Source organism: Cupriavidus sp. 05L310, from assembly GCF_056398185.1.
Window position 1 is genome coordinate 19,419 of sequence record NZ_JBFTOX010000047.1, and the last position, 18,199, is coordinate 37,617.

The 18,199-nt window shown below is 63.9% G+C and carries 18 protein-coding genes; 7 read left to right on the forward strand and 11 right to left on the reverse strand.

Going from position 1 to position 18,199, the window contains the following annotated elements:
* Positions 1 to 4: 4 nt before the first annotated feature.
* From AC1DS6_RS29160 to AC1DS6_RS29175, 4 genes are all read right to left on the reverse strand, one after another.
* Positions 5 to 2,911 carry a type VI secretion system Vgr family protein gene (locus AC1DS6_RS29160; protein WP_477103687.1) on the reverse strand — a complete coding sequence of 969 codons (2,907 nt, stop codon included), beginning with the start codon at positions 2,909 to 2,911 and terminating at the stop codon, positions 5 to 7.
* Positions 2,912 to 3,355: 444 nt separating this feature from the next.
* Positions 3,356 to 3,592: a hypothetical protein gene (locus AC1DS6_RS29165; RefSeq protein ID WP_477103688.1), complete on the reverse strand. Its 237-nt coding sequence runs from the start codon at positions 3,590 to 3,592 to the stop codon at positions 3,356 to 3,358.
* Positions 3,593 to 3,628: 36 nt separating this feature from the next.
* A complete protein-coding gene (locus AC1DS6_RS29170) occupies positions 3,629 to 3,772 on the reverse strand; it encodes a hypothetical protein (RefSeq protein WP_477103689.1) in 144 nt (47 codons plus the stop codon).
* 110 nt (positions 3,773 to 3,882) lie between these two features.
* On the reverse strand, positions 3,883 to 4,350 hold the full coding sequence (locus tag AC1DS6_RS29175) for a LysR substrate-binding domain-containing protein (protein WP_477103690.1): 468 nt from the start codon (positions 4,348 to 4,350) through the stop codon (positions 3,883 to 3,885).
* On the opposite strand from AC1DS6_RS29175, the gene AC1DS6_RS29180 reads away from it, so the two are divergent.
* The 4 genes from AC1DS6_RS29180 (at position 4,333) to AC1DS6_RS29195 (ending at position 7,715) form a co-directional block, all read left to right on the forward strand.
* Entirely contained in the window at positions 4,333 to 5,307 is a 975-nt protein-coding gene (locus AC1DS6_RS29180; protein WP_477103691.1) for a Bug family tripartite tricarboxylate transporter substrate binding protein, read from the forward strand. The two genes, AC1DS6_RS29175 and AC1DS6_RS29180, sit on opposite strands and share 18 nt — an antisense overlap.
* Positions 5,308 to 5,323: 16 nt before the next feature.
* Positions 5,324 to 6,142, forward strand: a complete 819-nt coding sequence (locus AC1DS6_RS29185; protein WP_477103692.1) for a carbon-nitrogen hydrolase family protein — start codon at positions 5,324 to 5,326, stop codon at positions 6,140 to 6,142.
* Positions 6,143 to 6,261: 119 nt separating this feature from the next.
* Positions 6,262 to 7,335: a porin gene (locus tag AC1DS6_RS29190; RefSeq protein WP_477103693.1), complete on the forward strand. Its 1,074-nt coding sequence runs from the start codon at positions 6,262 to 6,264 to the stop codon at positions 7,333 to 7,335.
* An 8-nt stretch (positions 7,336 to 7,343) separates the two neighbouring features.
* A complete protein-coding gene (locus AC1DS6_RS29195) occupies positions 7,344 to 7,715 on the forward strand; it encodes a hypothetical protein (protein WP_441634993.1) in 372 nt (123 codons plus the stop codon).
* Positions 7,716 to 7,907: 192 nt separating this feature from the next.
* Here AC1DS6_RS29195 and AC1DS6_RS29200 read toward each other — a convergent pair whose 3' ends face one another.
* The 4 genes from AC1DS6_RS29200 to AC1DS6_RS29215 form a co-directional block, all read right to left on the reverse strand.
* Positions 7,908 to 8,282 carry a hypothetical protein gene (locus AC1DS6_RS29200; RefSeq protein WP_477103694.1) on the reverse strand — a complete coding sequence of 125 codons (375 nt, stop codon included), beginning with the start codon at positions 8,280 to 8,282 and terminating at the stop codon, positions 7,908 to 7,910.
* Between the two features lie 154 nt (positions 8,283 to 8,436).
* Positions 8,437 to 9,081: a DJ-1/PfpI family protein gene (locus AC1DS6_RS29205; protein ID WP_477103695.1), complete on the reverse strand. Its 645-nt coding sequence runs from the start codon at positions 9,079 to 9,081 to the stop codon at positions 8,437 to 8,439.
* A 94-nt stretch (positions 9,082 to 9,175) separates the two neighbouring features.
* On the reverse strand, positions 9,176 to 9,865 hold the full coding sequence (locus AC1DS6_RS29210; protein WP_477103696.1) for a helix-turn-helix domain-containing protein: 690 nt from the start codon (positions 9,863 to 9,865) through the stop codon (positions 9,176 to 9,178).
* Between the two features lie 167 nt (positions 9,866 to 10,032).
* The gene (locus AC1DS6_RS29215) at positions 10,033 to 11,370 is read right to left on the reverse strand and encodes an MFS transporter (protein WP_441635001.1); all 1,338 of its coding nucleotides are present in this window, start codon (positions 11,368 to 11,370) and stop codon (positions 10,033 to 10,035) included.
* Positions 11,371 to 11,633: 263 nt separating this feature from the next.
* Here AC1DS6_RS29215 and AC1DS6_RS29220 point away from each other — a divergent pair, with 263 nt between their 5' ends.
* From AC1DS6_RS29220 to AC1DS6_RS29230, 3 genes are all read left to right on the forward strand, one after another.
* Positions 11,634 to 12,041, forward strand: a complete 408-nt coding sequence (locus tag AC1DS6_RS29220) for a cupin domain-containing protein (protein ID WP_400092867.1) — start codon at positions 11,634 to 11,636, stop codon at positions 12,039 to 12,041.
* A gap of 58 nt (positions 12,042 to 12,099) precedes the next feature.
* On the forward strand, positions 12,100 to 12,420 hold the full coding sequence (locus AC1DS6_RS29225; protein ID WP_477103697.1) for a DUF3470 domain-containing protein: 321 nt from the start codon (positions 12,100 to 12,102) through the stop codon (positions 12,418 to 12,420).
* Between the two features lie 276 nt (positions 12,421 to 12,696).
* Positions 12,697 to 13,104: a hypothetical protein gene (locus tag AC1DS6_RS29230; protein WP_477103698.1), complete on the forward strand. Its 408-nt coding sequence runs from the start codon at positions 12,697 to 12,699 to the stop codon at positions 13,102 to 13,104.
* Between the two features lie 92 nt (positions 13,105 to 13,196).
* On the opposite strand, the gene AC1DS6_RS29235 is transcribed toward AC1DS6_RS29230, so the two are convergent.
* Genes AC1DS6_RS29235 through AC1DS6_RS29245 form a run of 3 tightly spaced genes read right to left on the reverse strand, consistent with a single transcriptional unit; the run spans position 13,197 to position 17,874 of the window.
* Positions 13,197 to 14,492 (reverse strand): c-type cytochrome, encoded by a 1,296-nt coding sequence (locus tag AC1DS6_RS29235; RefSeq protein ID WP_477103699.1) that lies wholly within the window; start codon positions 14,490 to 14,492, stop codon positions 13,197 to 13,199.
* The gene (locus AC1DS6_RS29240; protein ID WP_441633189.1) at positions 14,492 to 15,043 is read right to left on the reverse strand and encodes a (2Fe-2S)-binding protein; all 552 of its coding nucleotides are present in this window, start codon (positions 15,041 to 15,043) and stop codon (positions 14,492 to 14,494) included. Before AC1DS6_RS29240 ends, AC1DS6_RS29235 begins: the two co-directional genes overlap by 1 nt.
* Entirely contained in the window at positions 15,040 to 17,874 is a 2,835-nt protein-coding gene (locus AC1DS6_RS29245) for a xanthine dehydrogenase family protein molybdopterin-binding subunit (protein ID WP_441633191.1), read from the reverse strand. Before AC1DS6_RS29245 ends, AC1DS6_RS29240 begins: the two co-directional genes overlap by 4 nt.
* Between the last annotated feature and the right edge of the window lie 325 nt (positions 17,875 to 18,199).

Consider the following 18,199-nt stretch of genomic DNA (forward strand, 5'->3'; position numbering starts at 1 on the left):
TCGCTCAGGCGAAGCCGGGCGTGTGCAGGGAGGGGAGCCGGGGATGCTGCGTTGCCTTGGCCAGCGCCGGCGCGCCTGCCGCCGGCATGGCGCCGAGCAGCGTTTGCACACCGGACAGGCCGAGCGCGGCGGGCCCGGCCTTCACCGCCCCCGCTACCTGCTGCGCCACCTGGACCGCTTGCGTGGCTTGCCTGGTGGTGGCCAGCAACTGGCTGGCTACGGCGCCCGCAGCCGGCGCCGGCGCGCCGTCGGTAAGCGCCTGCGCCGGCGGCCACGTCGGCTTGGCGACGTAGCTGCCCTCGGCCCAGGTGTCCGCCGGGTCGATGCCAAAGACCACCTTGGCGGGCCCTGGCGCAATGCCGCTGGCAACCGCGAAGCCCCGTGCGTCGAGCTTGCCGATGGTCACCTGGCCCAGCGCGTCCTCGACCCGGAAGTCGCCGCCTTGGATCCCGCGCCGGTTGGCGTAGTGGTTGAACAGTTCCAGGTTGCCCTTGCCCGGCTTGGGCGCGTCGGGGAACTGCGCGGCGTGCGTCTGCGCGCCGATGAAGGCATAGCTGCCCGCGTGGATCGTGTAGGCCGCGCCCGTGCGGTGCGTGATGCCGCCCGCGTTGTAGGTCGTGGCGCTGCCACCCCCGCTGACGACCAGCTCCTCCTTGGCCGACAGCGTGATGCGGTTGGCCGTGGCCGTGACATTGAGCTTGGCGAGCAAGTTGATGCTGTCCTGCAGCGCGCGCAGGTCGATGTCGCCGCCCGCGGCCACCAGGCGCCAGCCCATGCTCTGGATAAAGACGCGCACCCCGCGGCTCACGCTGACCAGCAGGCGCTGGCCAACGGCAAGGCTGGTGTGGCCACCACTGGTCAGCGCCAGGTGCTCGCCCGAGGCCAGGTGTGTCGAGCGCGCCGTGCTGGCCTCGATGCCGGCGGGGCTGGCCAGCACCAGGTGGGGCGCTGCCAGTTCGGGGAAACTGCCGGCCTCGCCGCTGCCGCGGATGTCGTCGTTCTGCGCCTTGATGGTCTTCGCCACCTCGGCCTGGTCGGCACTTTCCTGCGCCTGGTTTTCCTGCGCCAGCTCGGCCAGCGTTGCCTGCTGGCCGCGCGCCTGCGTCAGGCGCTGGACCGTTTCGCCCATGTCCTTGTGGTGGGCGCTGGCGTTGCGGCGCGGCTCGGTGGTGACCAGCATGCCGTTGGCACGCACCACGCCCTGCCCGTCGGTGCGCAGCTCGAACCCCTCGCCGCGCTTGTCCTTGCGTCCGCTGCCGCGCAGCACACGGGTGAGAAATCCCAGGCCCAGCCACGAAGTCTGGTGGTCGCTCTGAAGCTGGGTCTGGATCTCGCCCTCGGTGTCGTCCTGCACGAAGGTGTTGGTGCGCTCGCCGCGCAGTTCCTTGCTGACGAAGCCCGAGAGCGCATGCTGGCCGGGCATCGGCCACTGCGGCATGTTCAGCTTGTTCGGCACACTGCCCGTTACCAATGGGCAATCGGGGTCGCCATTCAAGTGTTCAACGATGACCTCCTGGCCGATGCGTGGCACGTGCATCGCGCCAAAGCGCTCGCCCTGCCACGACGAGGACACCCGCACCCAGCAGGAACTGCCGGCGTCGCGCTTGCCCTGGCGGTCCCAGTGCATCTGGACGCGGATACGCCCGTATTCATCGGTCCACGTCTCCTCCCCGGCAGGGCCCACCACGGTGGCCGTCTGCGGCCCGCCGGTACTCGGTTTCGGCTGGGTGCGTTCCGGGCGGAACAACGCGTTGGAAGGCTGGGCGGTGAAGGCCACTTCGCAGCGCCAGGACTGCTGGCCGCCCGAGGCCTCGGGCACCTCCTCGATCAACAATCGTGCAAAGAGAATCAGGTACTCGCAATTGGCCTTGCTCTGGATGAAATGCGTGAGACGGAAGGTGCAGCCCGGCACCATGGCGCGCACGTTGCCACGACCGCGCGCGCGGGTGCCGTGCTGGCGCAGCGTCTCCATGCGAATGCGGGCAATCTGCTCGCCTTCCTGCCACGGGTCGTTACCGGTGGCGGCCTGGCTGTGGTCGCCAGGGAACGCATAGATTTCCGCTTTGGCGTGCGCGGTATCGAGTGGATCGGATGCCCGTACCGTCAGGTCAGCGCGCGACTTGACGAAGTCGTAGTCCGAGCTGGTCCATTGGCCCGATACCATCCGGTCGTGCAACTCGAACTCATGCAGGTGTTCTTCGTCGATCCGGTCGGCAGTGCCCTGCCAGCGGATGTCGTGATAGGCGGAGCTGGCGAAGGGCACAAAGGCGCTGTTGCCATCGGTCAATACGAGCCGGTGCCGGCCCTCGCTGTGTTCCATGTGCCAGGCAATCCCCCACTCCTGCGTCAGGCGCTGGAAGAAGTCGAAGTCGCTCTCGCCGTACTGGACCTGGTATTCGCGCTTGGGGTAGCGCGCCACATTCAGGCGCCGCTCCACCGGGAAGGTGTAGTCGGACAGCAGCGTATCGAGGATTTGCACCACGCTTTGCTGCTGGAAGATGCGGAAATCCGTGGTGAGGGTCGCCAGCCACAGCCACGGGCGCAGCGTGAGGCGATAGACAATCTGCCGGCCCACCGGGATCGGGCCGCGCACGTCGGTGACAAGCCCCGTGATCTCGCGCTCGCCCGCACCCACACCACCGGACGATCCGCTGCCGCTGCCATCGAGCGCAATCGTCACCGTCAACTCCTGTCCGCGCAGGGCCTTGGTATCAAGATCCGCCGCCGGGCCAAAGTGGGCATTGCGATCGTCGGGGGTCTTGAGCTCCAGTTCGTATTCGAACAGGCTGCAGATCCCTTCGTTGCCAGACAGCTTGGAAAAAACCAGGGCGGGTCGCCCAAGGATTTCAGGCATGCCCGGACCCGTCACGCGCACGGTACGATTGGAAGCCGATGGCAAACGAATACCCATGCGAAAACGCTCCGCCGCAGGTGAAGTTGCAAGATCCGCAAGGCCATGAGGCTTGAACCCGATGTGCCTTGCGCCAGTGCTGGCGCACAGACCCGCAAGTGATTTCATAAATACCAGAGCGGCATCGTGCAGCGAGAAACGCTATGCCGCAATCGGACAAGTACGAAATTCGATGAGAAATTAGGCGATGAGGGCGGCTATGAAACAATCAGAAGAGCGGCTACCGTTCAGTTCATTCAGCACACTGTGGGTGCTCAGGCGCGAACAGGCGGGATGCACCATTGAGGATGTGAAAGCGTTCTAACCTCCTACGGAACACCCTGCCCCTCACAAATGCGCTGGCGCTAGCCATTCACCGATAGCGCCTGCTTGCGCAACATCGGTTGCACGGCCGGCCCCAACCGCTGCGCACTGCCTTGCACCAGGGCACGAACCAGCCGCGGCTCAGTCCGGCTGAGCTTGCTGTACAGCGCGGTGATGGAAACCGGCAGCGCCGGACTGGCTTTGGCATGCCGCATGCACCGACGGGCGCAGCCCCACGGCGACCAGCGACATGATTTCCACCGTCGTCGAGAGCAATATTTCGTCACATTGAAAGGGATGCGCCCAAGTCCTCCATGCAAAACCCGCCGCGGCTTCGCCGCCTTCCAGCGCTGCCATCTTGGCTTCGAAGGTCAGCACGGTCGGGTTGGCGAAGCGGCTGTACAGGAAGCCCGGCTAGTCGCTGGAGAATCGCTGCACACCCGCATCGAAGTCGTCGTAGGCATAGGCGGAGGTGGCGACGACGGACGGGGCGATGGCGATGAAGCGGGCTTTTGAGAACGCATGACTGCGCCTTGGCGATGTGGGTTCGATAGCCATCCAGGTCTTTCCCGGAGGCAGGAAGACTATGCTTCTCGTTGAAAACCTCGGCCGGCTGCCCTGGTGCGTGTGCCGATGCATTCCTTGTGCATCGGCGTGCGCAACATGCATCACGCGTTCGCCCGCGACGGCAGCCGCGCAATATCGCGGATGCACTCGGCGATGATACGGCGCAAGGGGGTCGACGGCAGATCGATGAAGGAAGCGAAGTATGTCTGCGTCGGGAACGGCCGGGAGAGCCCGAGAAATCTCAGCGTCCCCGTCTCGAGCTCGTTGCGGATGAGGTCAACGGGCAGCACCGCGTATCCAACGCCAGCACAGGCGAGGCGCAACATCACGGACAAGGAGCTGAGAACGTTCAGCTTGAAGCCGGCCAGATGCGGCGTGTCAAAGTAGGTGGCAACCGAGGCGAAGAGGTCCGAATCGACTGGATACGAGAGCAACATCTGCTGTTTTAGCGCCTCGACCGACGGCGATACGTTGCCGGGAATCAGGCGGGGGCTCGCGACCCAGGCGTAGTCAAGCTCTAGCAGCTTACACTCATGCCACCGAGATGCCGCATGCCCAAATTGTTCCACCTCGCCGCCGCCAGTCTCGCTTCACTGTGCTGCGCGGTACCAACCCTTGCTGTGTCGGCCGACTGGCCGGCCAAGCCCGTGACGCTGGTTGTGCCATTTCCCGCGGGAGGAGGGAACGACTTGGTCGCGCGCCTGATCTCCGCCGCGATGAGCACGGCGCTCGGGCAGTCCCTTGTTATCGACAACCGGCCCGGCGCCGGTGGCACGATCGGCGCGGGATTCGTCGCCAAGGCGCCGCCGGATGGCTACACCTTGCTGCTTTGCTCTACCGGGAACCTGGCGGTCGCCACGGCGCTATACCCAAAGCTGTCCTATGGGATCAAGGACCTGGTCCCGGTGAGCCACATCGTCAATACGCCGACCATCTGGGTGGCAGCCCCGCAAATTCCCGCCAATACCCTCAAGGAATTCATCAACCTGGCCAAGCGCGAGCCCGGCAAGTACAACTTCGCATCTGGCGGCAACGGGACGACGCCGCATCTTGCCGGGGTGGCCATGAAAATGCGGAACCACCTGGACATGCAGCATGTGCCTTACAAAGGCTCGACGCCCGCATATACGGACCTTACCGCCGGTCGCGTCAGCTTGATGATGGATAGCGTCATCTCCGCGTTGCCTTTCGTTGAATCCGGCCGCGTGAAGGGCCTGGCGACAGGGACGGCCAAGCGCCTGCCGCAGCTTCCCGCGGTGCCCACGCTGGCCGAGCAGGGCCTGAGCGAGCTGAGTTTTACGGGGTGGGTAGGAATATGCGCCCCCAGTGGAACGCCGGTCCAGGTGGTGTCCAGGATCGGCCAGAGCGTGAAGGAGGTACTCGCGCGGCCAGAGGTGCGCGATGCCTTTGCCAGGCAGATTGCGGAGCCGATTGGCGATGGCCCCGCGAAATTTGCAGAGACGATCCAGCGCGATGCCCTGACCTGGCGCAAGATCGTTACCACCTCACACGCGGAAATGGACTGAAGCGGAGAGCCGGAAAATGAAAATCGCCGCCATTCAAATGGTGTCTTCTCCGAGCCTGCCGGACAACCTTGCCGTCGCGGAAAACCTGATCGATGAAGCCGTGCACGGCGGTGCCACGCTTGTCCTTCTGCCCGAGTACTTCTGCCAGATCGGTCTTCACGAGACTGACAAGTTCGCGATTGCCGAGGCGTTCGGCGAGGGGCCGATCCAGGCTTGCCTGGCCGCCAAGGCGAGGCAGCACGGCGTATGGATCGCGGGCGGCTCGCTCCCGCTGGCTACCACGCAAGCGCCAAAGGTCACCAACACGATATTGTTGTTCGGGCCCACGGGAGAGGTGAAGGCGCGCTACGACAAGTTGCATCTGTTCAGTTACCTGGATGGCACCCGCGACATTGACGAGAGCCGGACGATGGTCGCGGGCACCGAAATGGTCACGGCGCGGACGGAGTTCGGCTGCGTGGGGCTATCCATTTGCTATGACCTGCGCTTTCCGGAGCTCTACCGGGCCATGCGGCAAGTGGACCTCATCCTCGTGCCGTCGGCATTCACGCAAACCACTGGCCGTGCGCACTGGGAGATCCTGCTCCGTGCGAGAGCGATCGAGAACCAGTGCTATGTGCTGGCCGCGGCGCAAGGCGGGACGCACGCCAATCAGCGGCAGACGTTTGGCCACAGCATGTTGATCGACCCATGGGGAGACGTGGTTGCCAGCCTGCCCCAGGGCGAAGGCGTTGTCATCGGCGAGATGAGCCAAGACCGTTTGCGCAGCGTCCGCGAAGCCATTCCGGCTCTCAAGCACCGACGGATTCCGGGGCCGACGGCCATCGGCTTGTAGTACAGCAGGCCACGTCGGCGCACCTCAAGCCTCAAGCACTTCAATCAAGCGTTCCAATTCTTCCCTCCCTCGTTCCAGGCGGGGGTGTGGCCCTCGTATTGCTTAACGGTTTGAAAGCTATGAAGACAAATGCCGCAACATTGGCTGCTGTGACGGGGCTGAGCATCTCGGTCTGCACCTCGGACGCAAAGGCCGAATCGGCGGTCTTTGGTGTCGTGGATATGGCACTCGATATCTCGAAGCAAGGACTGGGAACGCTGACACGCCTGCAGAGCGGCAGCGATTGGGGTTCGCGTTTCGGCATCAAGGGGGTCGAGCGCATCTCGCCGGGCCTGAGCGCCGTTTACTGGCTGGAGAGCGGCTTCGGGGCAGACGACGGGATGTCCCAGCAAGGCGGGAGGCTGTTCGGGCGCCAGGTATACATGGGTCTTTCCAGCGAGCAGCTGGGCCGGCTGACGTTCGGTCGCCAGTACTCTCCCGAGAACCGGATGTTCTGGAACATCGATGCGTTCAACGCAGGGCTGGCCGGCGGCCTTCCGGCCATTATTCCCGCCGGCGTGGCGCGTGCCACGCTCGGGCGGGTCGACAACTCCATCCTATGGACGTCCCCGGATCGCTGGCCGGGTGTCACTTACGTGATGTACGCACCAGGAGAGGTCGCGGGGAACCAGCGGGCCGGGCGGATGTGGGGCGTGTCCACGCGGCAGAAGAACGACCTCGCCGACTTCAACATCGGCTTCGTGACACACCGCAACGCGACCGACACGGGAAAGCTGCAGGCCTTCACCATGGGGGGAAACTACACGGTGGGGCCGGCGAAGCTGTTTACCGGCTGGCACCGCGACTGGAATAGCCAGGCGAATACGCCGTCAACAAAGGGGCCGGAGCAGGTCTACGACATGTTTCCCTTCGGCGTGAAGTACGGCGTCGGTGCGCAGGCCACGCTTATCGCCCAGTTCGTGCTGGTCAAGGACCGTACGCAAGGCGTGGCCAACAGAAACACCAATCTCATTGCCATCGGCGGCCACTACGCATTGTCAAAGCGCACGGTCTTGTTCGCCGCGTCAGGGCGCATTCTCAATAAAAATGGGTCACAGTACTCCCTTGGCGGTGGCTTGTACGCCGGGGGCACTGTCGGACCGGGTAACCCAACGGCTCGCACTGTCCAGATCGGCATGCGGCACAATTTCTGAGAGATTCCATGATTTCAAACTGGATCGCGCAGCATATAGGATGCATCCGCGTATTTAGATTCGAGGTGTTGCCTGGCCAGGAACTGGCCTACCGGCAATACTTGAGGAATGTGGTGGAGCCCATCGACGAGGTTGCTTTTGCCGATGGTGCCTTCCTTGAGGTGCTTTGCCTGACCCAAGCCAATCCGTGCGGCAAAAGCGGGACGCAGTGCCGTGTGTTCGCATTCCGCGACGTGGCGCAACGCAATGCCTTTCCCGGGCTGATTGCCGAAGCCGCCAGGCAGTTCGATCGGACCGGGGAAGCCCGCAATCTACGCAAGGCCTACGCCGATACGCTTCGGACCGTGGTCGGGGTCGACGACTATGAATTGAGCGCGTAGGTAGGGACGCCATTCCGCGACATGGGGAGCGTCGACGCCCACTGTCGCCGGCGATCTCCCTCCGTGCCCCTTGCCCGCCTCAGCGCGCAACGCCAGGACGATAGCGAAGTCTCTGCGGAAGATTCATTTGGTGTGTCGATGCGATTTGCGCGTTGCATGGAAAGCTGCGCTTGCCATGCGCCGCGGCCTAGATCAATCCCCGCTCGCATCCTCTGAACGTTCGTGCAAGACGTGCCCGAACTCATCCAGTTCCTTCTGGATCCTCGCCATGCTAGCGTCAATGGTCTGCTGCGTAACTTCGCCATCGACGAACTCAACCGAGACGCGGGTAATACGGGAGTCCTTGTCGACGATGCCTTGCAGCACCTTGTCAAATAGCTTCTCCCCCGCACGCAAGCCGAGCGGGCGGGGAACAAGCACCTTGACCAGCAGGATCTCCGCCTCACTCTCCGCTTTCTCCGTTTGCGCCGCATCGGCAAAGGCAGTCCGCAGATACGATTTGAGTTTCAAGACACTCAGGTTGCCGGGAACACCGATATGCGACACCCGAACCTTTTTCTCCGCCATGCTATCTCTCCACCGAAATTGAACGCGAGGACTATACCGCAGGCGGCATCGGTCCAACAAAGCGCAGCACTGTCGCAATGGATTACGCCAACGAGGATGCAGGTGCGGGTAAAGGGCTGAGCGTGACCGTGCTCATTCCTACGGCTGCTGCGCGCTAGGAAGCAACTGGTCCGGCAGCATGCCTGAGCGTGCGCAGGCGCCGCCGGTTGGCGTCCAGCGCCGCGTCATACTCCATGATGCGGGCGGTCTCGTGGCTCACTTCGGAGCCGAGGTACCGCTCAAGGAGGTAGAGCGTCAGGTCAATGCCGAGCGTCACGCCGCCGCCGGTAATGACATCGCCTTCATCGACCACCAGCGCCTGGACGGCTTGCGTGTCCGGATATAGTCTGGCCAGGGTGGTGCCCGGGCATTCCTCTGGTCCTGTGACAGGAAACTTTGTCGTGGCGGTCTTGCCTTCGAGCAGGCCGGAGGCCCCGAGGATCATGGCGCCCGTACATACGCTCGCCACGCGCTCGCCGCTGGCGTGACGCCGGCGGATAAACGAAAGCATGCCATTGTTATGCACCTGCTCGCGCCAGCCCGGGCCTCCGGTCACGATCACGACATCCGCCGGCGGCGCATCGGCGAACGCGTAGTCGGTTTCGACGCGCAGCCCGTTCTGCAACCGGACCATGCCGCCGTGCTCTGAAACGGTGAAGTACGAGAGCTTCTCCGTCACGCGTTTCGCCATCGATAGCGTCCCGATGACAGCGAGTTCGATGGGCTCAATGTGTTCATACAAAACGACCGCGATGCGCATGGTGTTGTCTCCGAGTGGGTTGTTTCCCAATCTTATGACATTGTTTCCTTTTGGGCAACTTACTCATTTCGCTAGCCTGCTGTTTTGCTACGTCTCACTTGAGGTCTGGCTCGGCAGGCTCCATTACAACCACCACTGCCTGTGCATCGCCCTCCAGGGCGCGGCCCCGATGCGGCGTGCTGGACTCGAAGTAAAGGCTGTCGCCAGCTTCCAGGATGCAGCGTTGAAGCTTGCCTTTGACCTTGAACTCGAATTCGACTTTCCCCGACAGGAGAAAGACGAATTCCTCTCCCGCATGCTCGAAGAAGAAGTCGAGATTGATCTCGGAGGGGAAGGTAAACATGAAGGGGTCCATGTGCTTGCGCTGCTTCTTGTGCGCCAGGCTCACATAGTCGTACCCGTAGGCGCTGCCGCCGCGAAACACGGGTTTGCGCTCCCAATGATGTACCACGGAGACGGGGGTGTCGGCACTTTCGGGCGAGACCGCGTCCGCGGCATCCGTGTCGACAAAGAAATAGCTCAGTTCCATGCCCATTGCGCGTGCGATGCGAGCCAGCGAGCCAATCGGCGGCGCCTTTTTCCCGTTCTCGATCTTGGATAGATAGCCCTTTGTGAATCCGGATAGCTCCGCAAGGGCTTCAAGCGTAAGGCCATGCTCGATGCGTGCCGTGCGCAGGCGCAGGCAGACGGCTTCTTCATCATCTGTTGGCGCCGTGCTCACATCCTGAGCGGCTTGCTTCTGCCGTGATGCGAGAAGTGTTTTATCGAGGGTTTTTGCCGTCATGGCTTGCAAGTTCCGTTCGCCCGTCTGGTAGGGGAATGGGAAACTTGGGCAAGTTTCCCGGTTGGAATTGTAAGCCTTGTTGCGTGGCGTTTGTTGCCCAGGGGGTTTGGGCGCCGCTTGCGCTGCCCTTGCGCCAGGAAGGCGACGGCACCGCAAGCAGCCATCCGTCAGGATTCGTAGAGGTTGTCCCGATAGGTTTCAGTGCTGGCCGCGGTAGCGATCAGGGTAACGAGGCCAAGCACGGCAATCATGATGGCCACGCCGACGAAATGTCCTTGCCTGGCCAGCAGGGCGGTCGCCAGCATGGGCGCAAGGCCGCCCCCGATGCCCGCCGCCACCTGGCACCCCAGCGATGCCCCGCTGTAGCGTACCTTGGTGCCGAACAGCTCGGGAAGCAGGGCGGCTTGTGGACCGTACATGGAGCCGTGGCCCAGATTCATGCAAATTGCCACGGCCAGCGCAATGATCGCGGGATTGCCGGTCTGGATGCACATGAATAGCGGATAGGCCGCCGCGATGGTGAAAAGGGATCCCAGGAAATACAGCGGGCGCCGGCCCCAGCGGTCCGACAGATGGCCGAACAACGGGATCGTCAGCAGTTCCAGCGCGGCACCAAGCAGCACGCCGTCCAAAATGACCGTCTTGGGAATTTTCAGTACGGTGGTCCCGTACACGACGACGAACACGGTGAGGATATAGACCCAGGCAACTTCGCAGACTTTCAATCCAATACTGATGACGAGGTTGCGGCGGTGCTTGGTCAGCACCTCGAGCAGGGGGATCTTCGGCGGCTCCTTGTCCTGCGACGCCGCGGCAAAGACCGGCGATTCCGAGACCTTCAAGCGGATATAAAAGCCCAGGAAGACAAGAATGGCGCTCAGCAGGAACGGGACGCGCCAGCCCCACGCCAGGAAGTCGGCGTCCGCCATCCTGCTCAGGTAGGCAAAGATGCCGGTAGAGGCAAGCATGCCCAGCGGGAATCCCATCTGCACCAGGCTCCCATAAAAGCCGCGCTTGTCTCGCGGCGCATGCTCGATCACCATCAGCGCCGCGCCGCCCCACTCCCCGCCGATGCCGATGCCCTGGATCACGCGCAGCAAGATCAGCAGCACCGGCGCCCAGATGCCAATCTGGCCATAGGTGGGGAGCAAACCGATGGCGAACGTGCCGCCGCCCATGAGGAACATCGTCGTCATCAGCATGGTCTTGCGGCCGACCTTGTCGCCGAAGTGCCCGAATACGACGCCACCCAGGGGGCGCGCGATAAAGCCAACGGCAAAGGATCCCAGCGCGGCCATGGTCCCCATCAACGGGTCTAGCGATGGAAAGAACAGCTTGTTGAACACCAGCGCGGCGGCTGTGCCATAGAGCAAAAAGTCGTACCACTCGACCATGGTGCCGATGACGCTGGCCGTCACCACCTTGCTCATGCTGTCCCTGCCGCTGGATCGGTGCGCTGTGTCGACCAAACCTGCGGCGCCCTCCGTGTTTGTGTATGCATCCATCGGTGTCTCCTGTCTCCTGTTTGCTGCTTGTCATTGGCTTCGGGGGCGCAATCTCGCGAGAACTGCGCGTTCATAGTAGTCAATTGGGAAACATTTTCAAGCAATGTAGGGTAAACAAGGAAACTAAAGTTACTAATAAAGCATAAATATCAAAACACATTGAAGGTGGGTTGACTAAAAGGAAACTATTGAGTAAATTAGTTTCCGTGCGACGCATCGTGTTTGCGCGCTTGCACTTACCTAACTGTCCAGAGGAGACTGCCGTGATTGAGAACCAACACTTCAGCGAGCGTTTGAAGGGCAAACTGGAGCCGACCCCCGGCGGTTCGGTTTATGTCGATCCAGATACCCTCGAATGGGAGCCCTCCCAGTTCGAGAAGATCTCGATGAAAGTCCTGTATCGCAACGACGCCGCCGGCGAAATGACCGTGCTCCTCAAGTGGGAGCCAGGCGCGGTGCTGCCATTCCACAAGCATCCGGAGATCGAGCAAAGCTATGTGCTCGAGGGATCGTTCTACGATCACGACGGGATCTGCCGCGCCGGCCAGTTCGTCTGGCGCCAGCCTGGTTCATTGCACGAAACCCGTTCCGACGAGGGCTGCCTGCTGTTCGCGGTCTATCGCAAGCCGAACGTCTTCTTTGGTACGGCCGGCTTCCGCAAGACCTCCTGAAATTGCCGGCGTCCTATCCCCGGGGCGTGGTGCTCCGGGATTTGTCATTGGAGTCGCCATGGCTTGCGTCGTCACTGAAGCTTGCATCAACTGCCGCTATGGAGATTGCGCGGAAGTCTGTCCCGTGCATGCGTTCCATCAGGGGCCGAACTTTATGGTGATCGACCCGTCGGTCTGCCTGAATTGCACGATTTGCACCCTGATATGCCCGGTCAATGCCATCAAGAATGACTATGACCTGACAGAGGAGGAACTCGGTTTCGTTGAACTCAATGACAAGCTGGCGCAGAAGTGGCCGGTGGTGAAAATTGGGGACGGGCCGCTGCCGGATGCCGACGATTGGGCGTTTCTGGAAAACAAGAGGGCGTTGCTGGTCTAGGGAGCAGGTGAGGGGCCATCGCCACGGAGAGCTGCCGTCCATGCGGTCAGCCGTGCAGAGGATCAGGAAGCGCCTGACAGCTTTGGGTGCTCGGCACACTAGCCAGTCGTCCCCGCTCTCTGGTGGCAGCACAACGATCGAGCGCGCGCAGATAACGCGCCTTGGCGTCGATGGCAACGCTGGTAAATGACTGTTGCAAAATCAAACAAAATGTCAGGTACCTCGGCGCTACAGTGGTCCTTCCCATGCCTGAAGGCGTTCTTTGGAGGTACACGAATGAAGCAACATCTGGCGAAATCCCTGTTGATGGCTGGCGCGACGATCGCGTCCTACCCGCTGTTCGCGCAGCAGGCCCAGCCCATTCAGCCGGCCCAGCCGATGCCGATGACTCAGCCGATGCAATCCACCCAACCTATGCAAACCGCCCAGTCGGTGTCATCCGCGCAGCCTGTGCAAGCCACGCCGGCGGCAGCGCCGTCGGCCCAGGCGACGCTGCCGGCCGCGCGCGATCCTTATGCGCAAGGTGCCGAACAGCCGGTTCAGCCGGGCGTTGCGCCCGCACCGGTCGACCCGACGCTGGCCCGCAGCCCCAACCCGGCAATGGACGCCGCCAGCATGAGCCTGGCTCCCGATGCGCTCGGGACGCGCCTGGGCCAGCGCAACCCCTTCCTCGACGGCGCCTGAGCGCCCGGCAGCCTTCCTGAGCCCCAACCCTTCGGAGTGCAACGTCCCGTGAACCGGGCAGTGCGCCGGCACGTCCGCGCCGGTGCTCTCCCTCAATGGCCCTTGCCCGCTTCCGCGCGCAGGGCCTTCACCTTGTCCGCGCTCACATCGCCGGGTTGTCCGCCGTAGCTCGCCCGCAGGTAGTTGGCCAGGTCGGCAAGCTCCGCGTCGCTCATGCGCGACGCAAAGCCGGGCATGTCCTGCAGGCTCTCCAGCCCGGGGAATTTCTGGGCTTCGATGCCGTCGAGCATGGAAACGATCAGGTTGTGCGGGTCGGCGTTGCGCACGGTGGAGTTGCCCAGCATCGCTACCGCCACGTGCGGCTTGCCCTCGCCATCGCGGCCGTGGCAGCCGGCGCAGACGGCCAGGTAATGCTGGCGGCCGGGTTTGAGCAGGGCCGCGTCCGCGCTGACCGGCTTGAGCGGCTGGGGCTGCGGCGGCCGGTCGCCCAGCAGGTAGGTCGACATCGCGGCGAGGTCGGCCTTGTTCAGGTACTGGCTGCTGAGATGGACCACGGGGAACATCTCGCCGTAAGCCGAGCCTTGCGGCGCGATGCCGGTGGCGAAGAAGGTCTGCAGGTCGGCGCCCGTCCAGCCGCGCGCGGCCAGGCCGGCGGGCGTGATGTCCGGCGCGGCCACGCGGCCGAGCGCGGCGCCGGCCAGTGGCTTGGCCGCGTCCAGGCGGCCGAACGCGGCGCGCGGCGTGTGGCATTCGGCGCAGTGGCCCAGTGCATTGGACAGGTAGCGGCCGCGCTGCCAGGGCGGGGTCTGGCCGGTGGAGGCGTCGGGCAGCTGGTCCTTCAGGAACAGCAGGTTCCAGCCGGGCAGCGTCACGCGCATGTTGTACGGGAAGCTGAGATCGTGTGGCCTGTTGGCCACGGCAACCGGTTTCAGCTGCATCAGGTAGGCGTACATCGCATCGGTGTCGCCACGCGACAAGCCGCGATACGAGGTGTAAGGCATGGCCGGGTAGAGATGCTTGTCCGGCGCGACCCCGTCGTGCAGCGCCTTGTAGAAATCGTCCGCGCTCCACTTGCCGATGCCGTGGGCCTTGTCCGGCGTGATGTTGGTGCCGTAAAAGGTGCCAAATGGCGAGGCTAGTTCCACCCCGCCGGCAAACGGCGCGCCCTGGGCGCTGGTATGGCAGGCGGCGCAATCCGCGGCGCGCGCCAGGTAGCGCCCGCGTGCGATCTGGTCGGCGGGAGAGAGCTTGGTGGCGGGCTGCTGGTCGGCGGCGGTGTCGATCGGGGCGGCGTGGTCGCCGCAGCCAGCCAGCAGGGCCGCGCCCAGCGCGGCCATTGTCGCCAGCGTGGTGCGCGCGTGCCGGAGGAAGTCGGGCTGGCTCGTCATCACTTGTCTTCCTTTACCAGGCCCGGGGTGTTGACCACCACGTCCTTGACGGCTTCGAAGTAACGCACGTAGCCGGTGCAGCGGCAGATATGGTCGTCGAGCGCCGCGGCGATGGTCTCGTCGACCTTGCCCCGCGCTACCGGCTGGCGCTTCAGCCGCTCCACCAGGATGGTCGCGCCGTTGACGAAGCCCGGCGTACAGTAGCCGCACTGGAAGCTGAAGTGCTCCAGGAACTTCTGCTGCACCGGCGACAGTTCCACTACCTCGCCCTTGTCGTTGCGCCTGGCGTGGCCTTCCACCGTGCGCACCTTCTTGCCCTGGAAGTAGTGCGCGCCGGTGATGCAGGCGCGCACTTCCTCGCTGCTGCCGTCGGCTTTGTCCAGGATCACCACGCAGGCGTGGCAGATGCCCTGGCCGCAGCCCAGGCGCGAGCCGGTGAGTTCCAGGTACTCGTGCAGGAAGTCGATCATCATCAGGCCTTCCGGCACGTCGATGGGGCCAACGTCCTTGCCGTTGATGTTGAGGGAAAGCGGTTGGGTGGCGATGCTCATGCCAGGACCTCCTGAATCTTTTCGGCGCTGACCGGCAGGGCGGTAAAGCGATGGCCGATGGCATGCGCGATGCCGTTGACGATGGCGCCCACCACCGGAATCATCACCACTTCGGCGATGCCCTTGGGCGGATCGGTGTCGGACACGGGCGGCAGGACTATCCCGGTTTGCGACCACACCGCCACGTCGCTGGCGCGCGGCAAGTGGTAGCGGTTGAAGTTCCAGGTGCCGTTGCCGGGCCCGTCCTCATAGAGCGGCAGGATCTCGTGCAGCGCGTGGCCGATGCCCATGGCGATGCCCCCCTGGAGTTGCCCGGACACCAGTTCCGGCGACAACTGCGAGCCGCATTCCATGATGGAGTGGTGGCTGAGGATATCCACCTTGCCGCTGGCCTCGGCCACCGACAGCTCCACCAGCGTGGCCACCGCGCTGTAATAGGTCACGGTCGCGTTGTTGCGCTGGGTCGGGGCGATGTAAACCTTCTTGCGGTCCAGCACCTGGTAGCCACCGCTGGTGGTCATCCGCGCCTTGCGCGCGGCGTCCGCGCCATCGCCGTAGCGTACCGAGAGCCCGTCGATGGGCAGCCGGGCAGCCGTGCCGTCGACCTCAAAATCAGCCTCGCTCCATTGCCATCGATTGAACACGTGCACCGTGGCGCCCGTGACCAGGCCCAGCTCGTGCGCCTTCCTTGCCAGTTGTTCGTAGGGCAGCGCCTGCAGGCCGCCGGCGGTGAGCTTGCCCTTGACCCAGCGCGCATCCTCCACGCGCACCACCAGCGAGGCGGCCTGACCGCCGCCGACGCCCTGGCTCCAGATCGCCATGGCAGCGGGCCATAGGCCGTGCATAAAGACCACGCGCGCGGCTTCGCGGGTGCTGTGGGTGAAGTAGTAGGCTGAATTGGTCGCGCTGGAAGGCGAGGCGTAGGCCGGCGACCAGCGCGGATTGGCCGACAGCTTGTCCTGGTCGGCTTGGCTCATCAGGTAAGGATCGCCGGTGGCGGTGACGGGAAGGTCGGGCCAGTCGGTGATCGCCACGCGCACTTCGGTGGCTGGCTTGCCCAGCCAGCGCGTCACGGCCACCGCCTGCGAGGTCGACATGCCGGTGCCGATCTCGGCGCCGCAGTGATGCAGGGCGATGGTGCCGTCGGCGCGCATCTCCACCTTGGCGAACGAGGCTTCCGCGCCGGTGCCGAAGTCCTTCTGCACGCAGGCGAAGCCCACGCCGTAGCGCCGGCCGGGATGGCTCGCCTCGAAATCCGCCTTCTTCTTCGCGCGGCCGGTCCAGAGCGGATGGGCCCTGGCCGCCTCCAGCACTTCATCCACGCGGATGGCGCCGGCGGGGATCGCGCCCTGCGTATTCTTCATGCCCGAACGCAGCGCGTTCCTCAGGCGGAACTCGATGGGGTCGAGCTTGAGCTGCTCGGCGAACTCGTCGACCATCATCTCGGTGGCCGCCATGCTTTGCAGCGTGCCGTAGCCGCGTGCCGAGCCGGCATCGATGGCGCGCGAGGCGATTGCCACGGCGGTCAGGTCGTTCTTCGGGAAGTAATAGATCGACTGCGCCGCGGTGGCGCCCACCATTGCCACCGAGGGCGAGAAGTTGGCGCGGCCGCCGCCATTGGCCTCGAAGTCGCCCTGGAAGGACTGGAACAGGCCGGTGTTCTTGTCCACCGCGATGCGGTAGCGCATCCTGAAGGCGTGCCGCTTGATCGCGGTCTGGAACTGCTCGTAGCGGTCGTTGGCCAGGCGCACCGGCTTGCCGTCGGCGTAGAGCGCCGTCACCAGGCCATAGAAGGGGAAGTTGTAGTGATCCTTGGAGCCATAGCCCACGGTGTAGCAGGGATGGACGAACACCTGCTTCACCGGGAACACGCCCTTGGCCCTGGCCATCATCTCCGCCGCGCTTTCGCCGACTTCGATGGGGGACTGGGTCGGCACGACCATGTGCAGCGCCTGCGTGCCGGCGTCATACCAGCAGTTGGCGTTGTCTGGTTCCAGCGCGGCGGTATCGACGGACTGCGTGTTGTACTCGCGCTCCAGCACCAGCCAGTCAGCCGGCGGCTGGTCCAGTTGCTGGCGGATCTGGCCGGCGTGGAACATGCCCTGCTCGCCGAGCTGGCCGTGGTCCTTGCCGTCGGGCCAGACCGGTTCGTGCTTGCGCATCATGCTGGGGAACAGCGGCGCATTCTTCAGGCTGGAAAACACATCATCGTCGAACGGCGTCTCGCCGCCCACCCGCACGAAGCGGAAGGTGCCCCAGGGATCGCGCTCCAGCGGGCCGGTCGAGGCGCCGTAGCGGATGATCTCGTCGTGGAACTTGAGCTTGTCCTTGGCAAAGCGGAAACGGGCGAAATCGTGATAGATCAGGATCGCCACGGCATGACCGAGATAGGCCGGCGTCTTGCCTTCCGGCAGCAGCATGTCCTCGCCATAGAAGGCGGGAAAGGCCACGCCGTCGCGCGTCAGGTCCGCGGCGGTGACTACGCGGTCGGGCTTGAGATCGTCGCCCAGCAACGCCAGGTCGAAGCCCGCATAGCTGCGATCCGCCTTGGTGGCGCGCAGGATGAAGGCATGCGATTGCGCCTTGGGCCAGTGCGGCATGTCACGCGAACGGATATCGCGGGCGAAGACCTTGTCGCCAGTGACCTTGGCCATGCCGTCGATGCGGAAATTCGGGGCGCCGGTCTTGGGGTCCCACTGGACCGGGGTCAGGATTTTTTCTTCGAACAAGGCCGCGAAGGCCTTGCCGCCGATCGGTGCGATATACACCGATACCCCGGCCACGACGCTGGCCTTCAGGAACGTGCGGCGCGAAGGGCTGAAATTAGCCATGGATTTTCCTTGGGAATGCGCCGATGCCGCTGCGGCGGCGTCCGGACGAGATACACGGCCTGACACGTCCGGCCTGGGTAGCCGGGCGAACAAGACGGGAAGAACCGGAAGGCGAGGCGCAGCGGCAATCTAGGTCTCCGTACATGAGGGCGCGGGCACGAAGTACGGCACCGGCGCGGATTACGACGCAAGACTGGGCTGGTGATCTGTGGGGCAATGCAAGCATTTATTCTAGGCGTGGAAGTGCACGCCGGGGCGCGGATTCTGCGCCGTCGGGAGTGCGGCAGCAACGGGGCGGGCTGAATAATGCTTATCACGGCCGTGT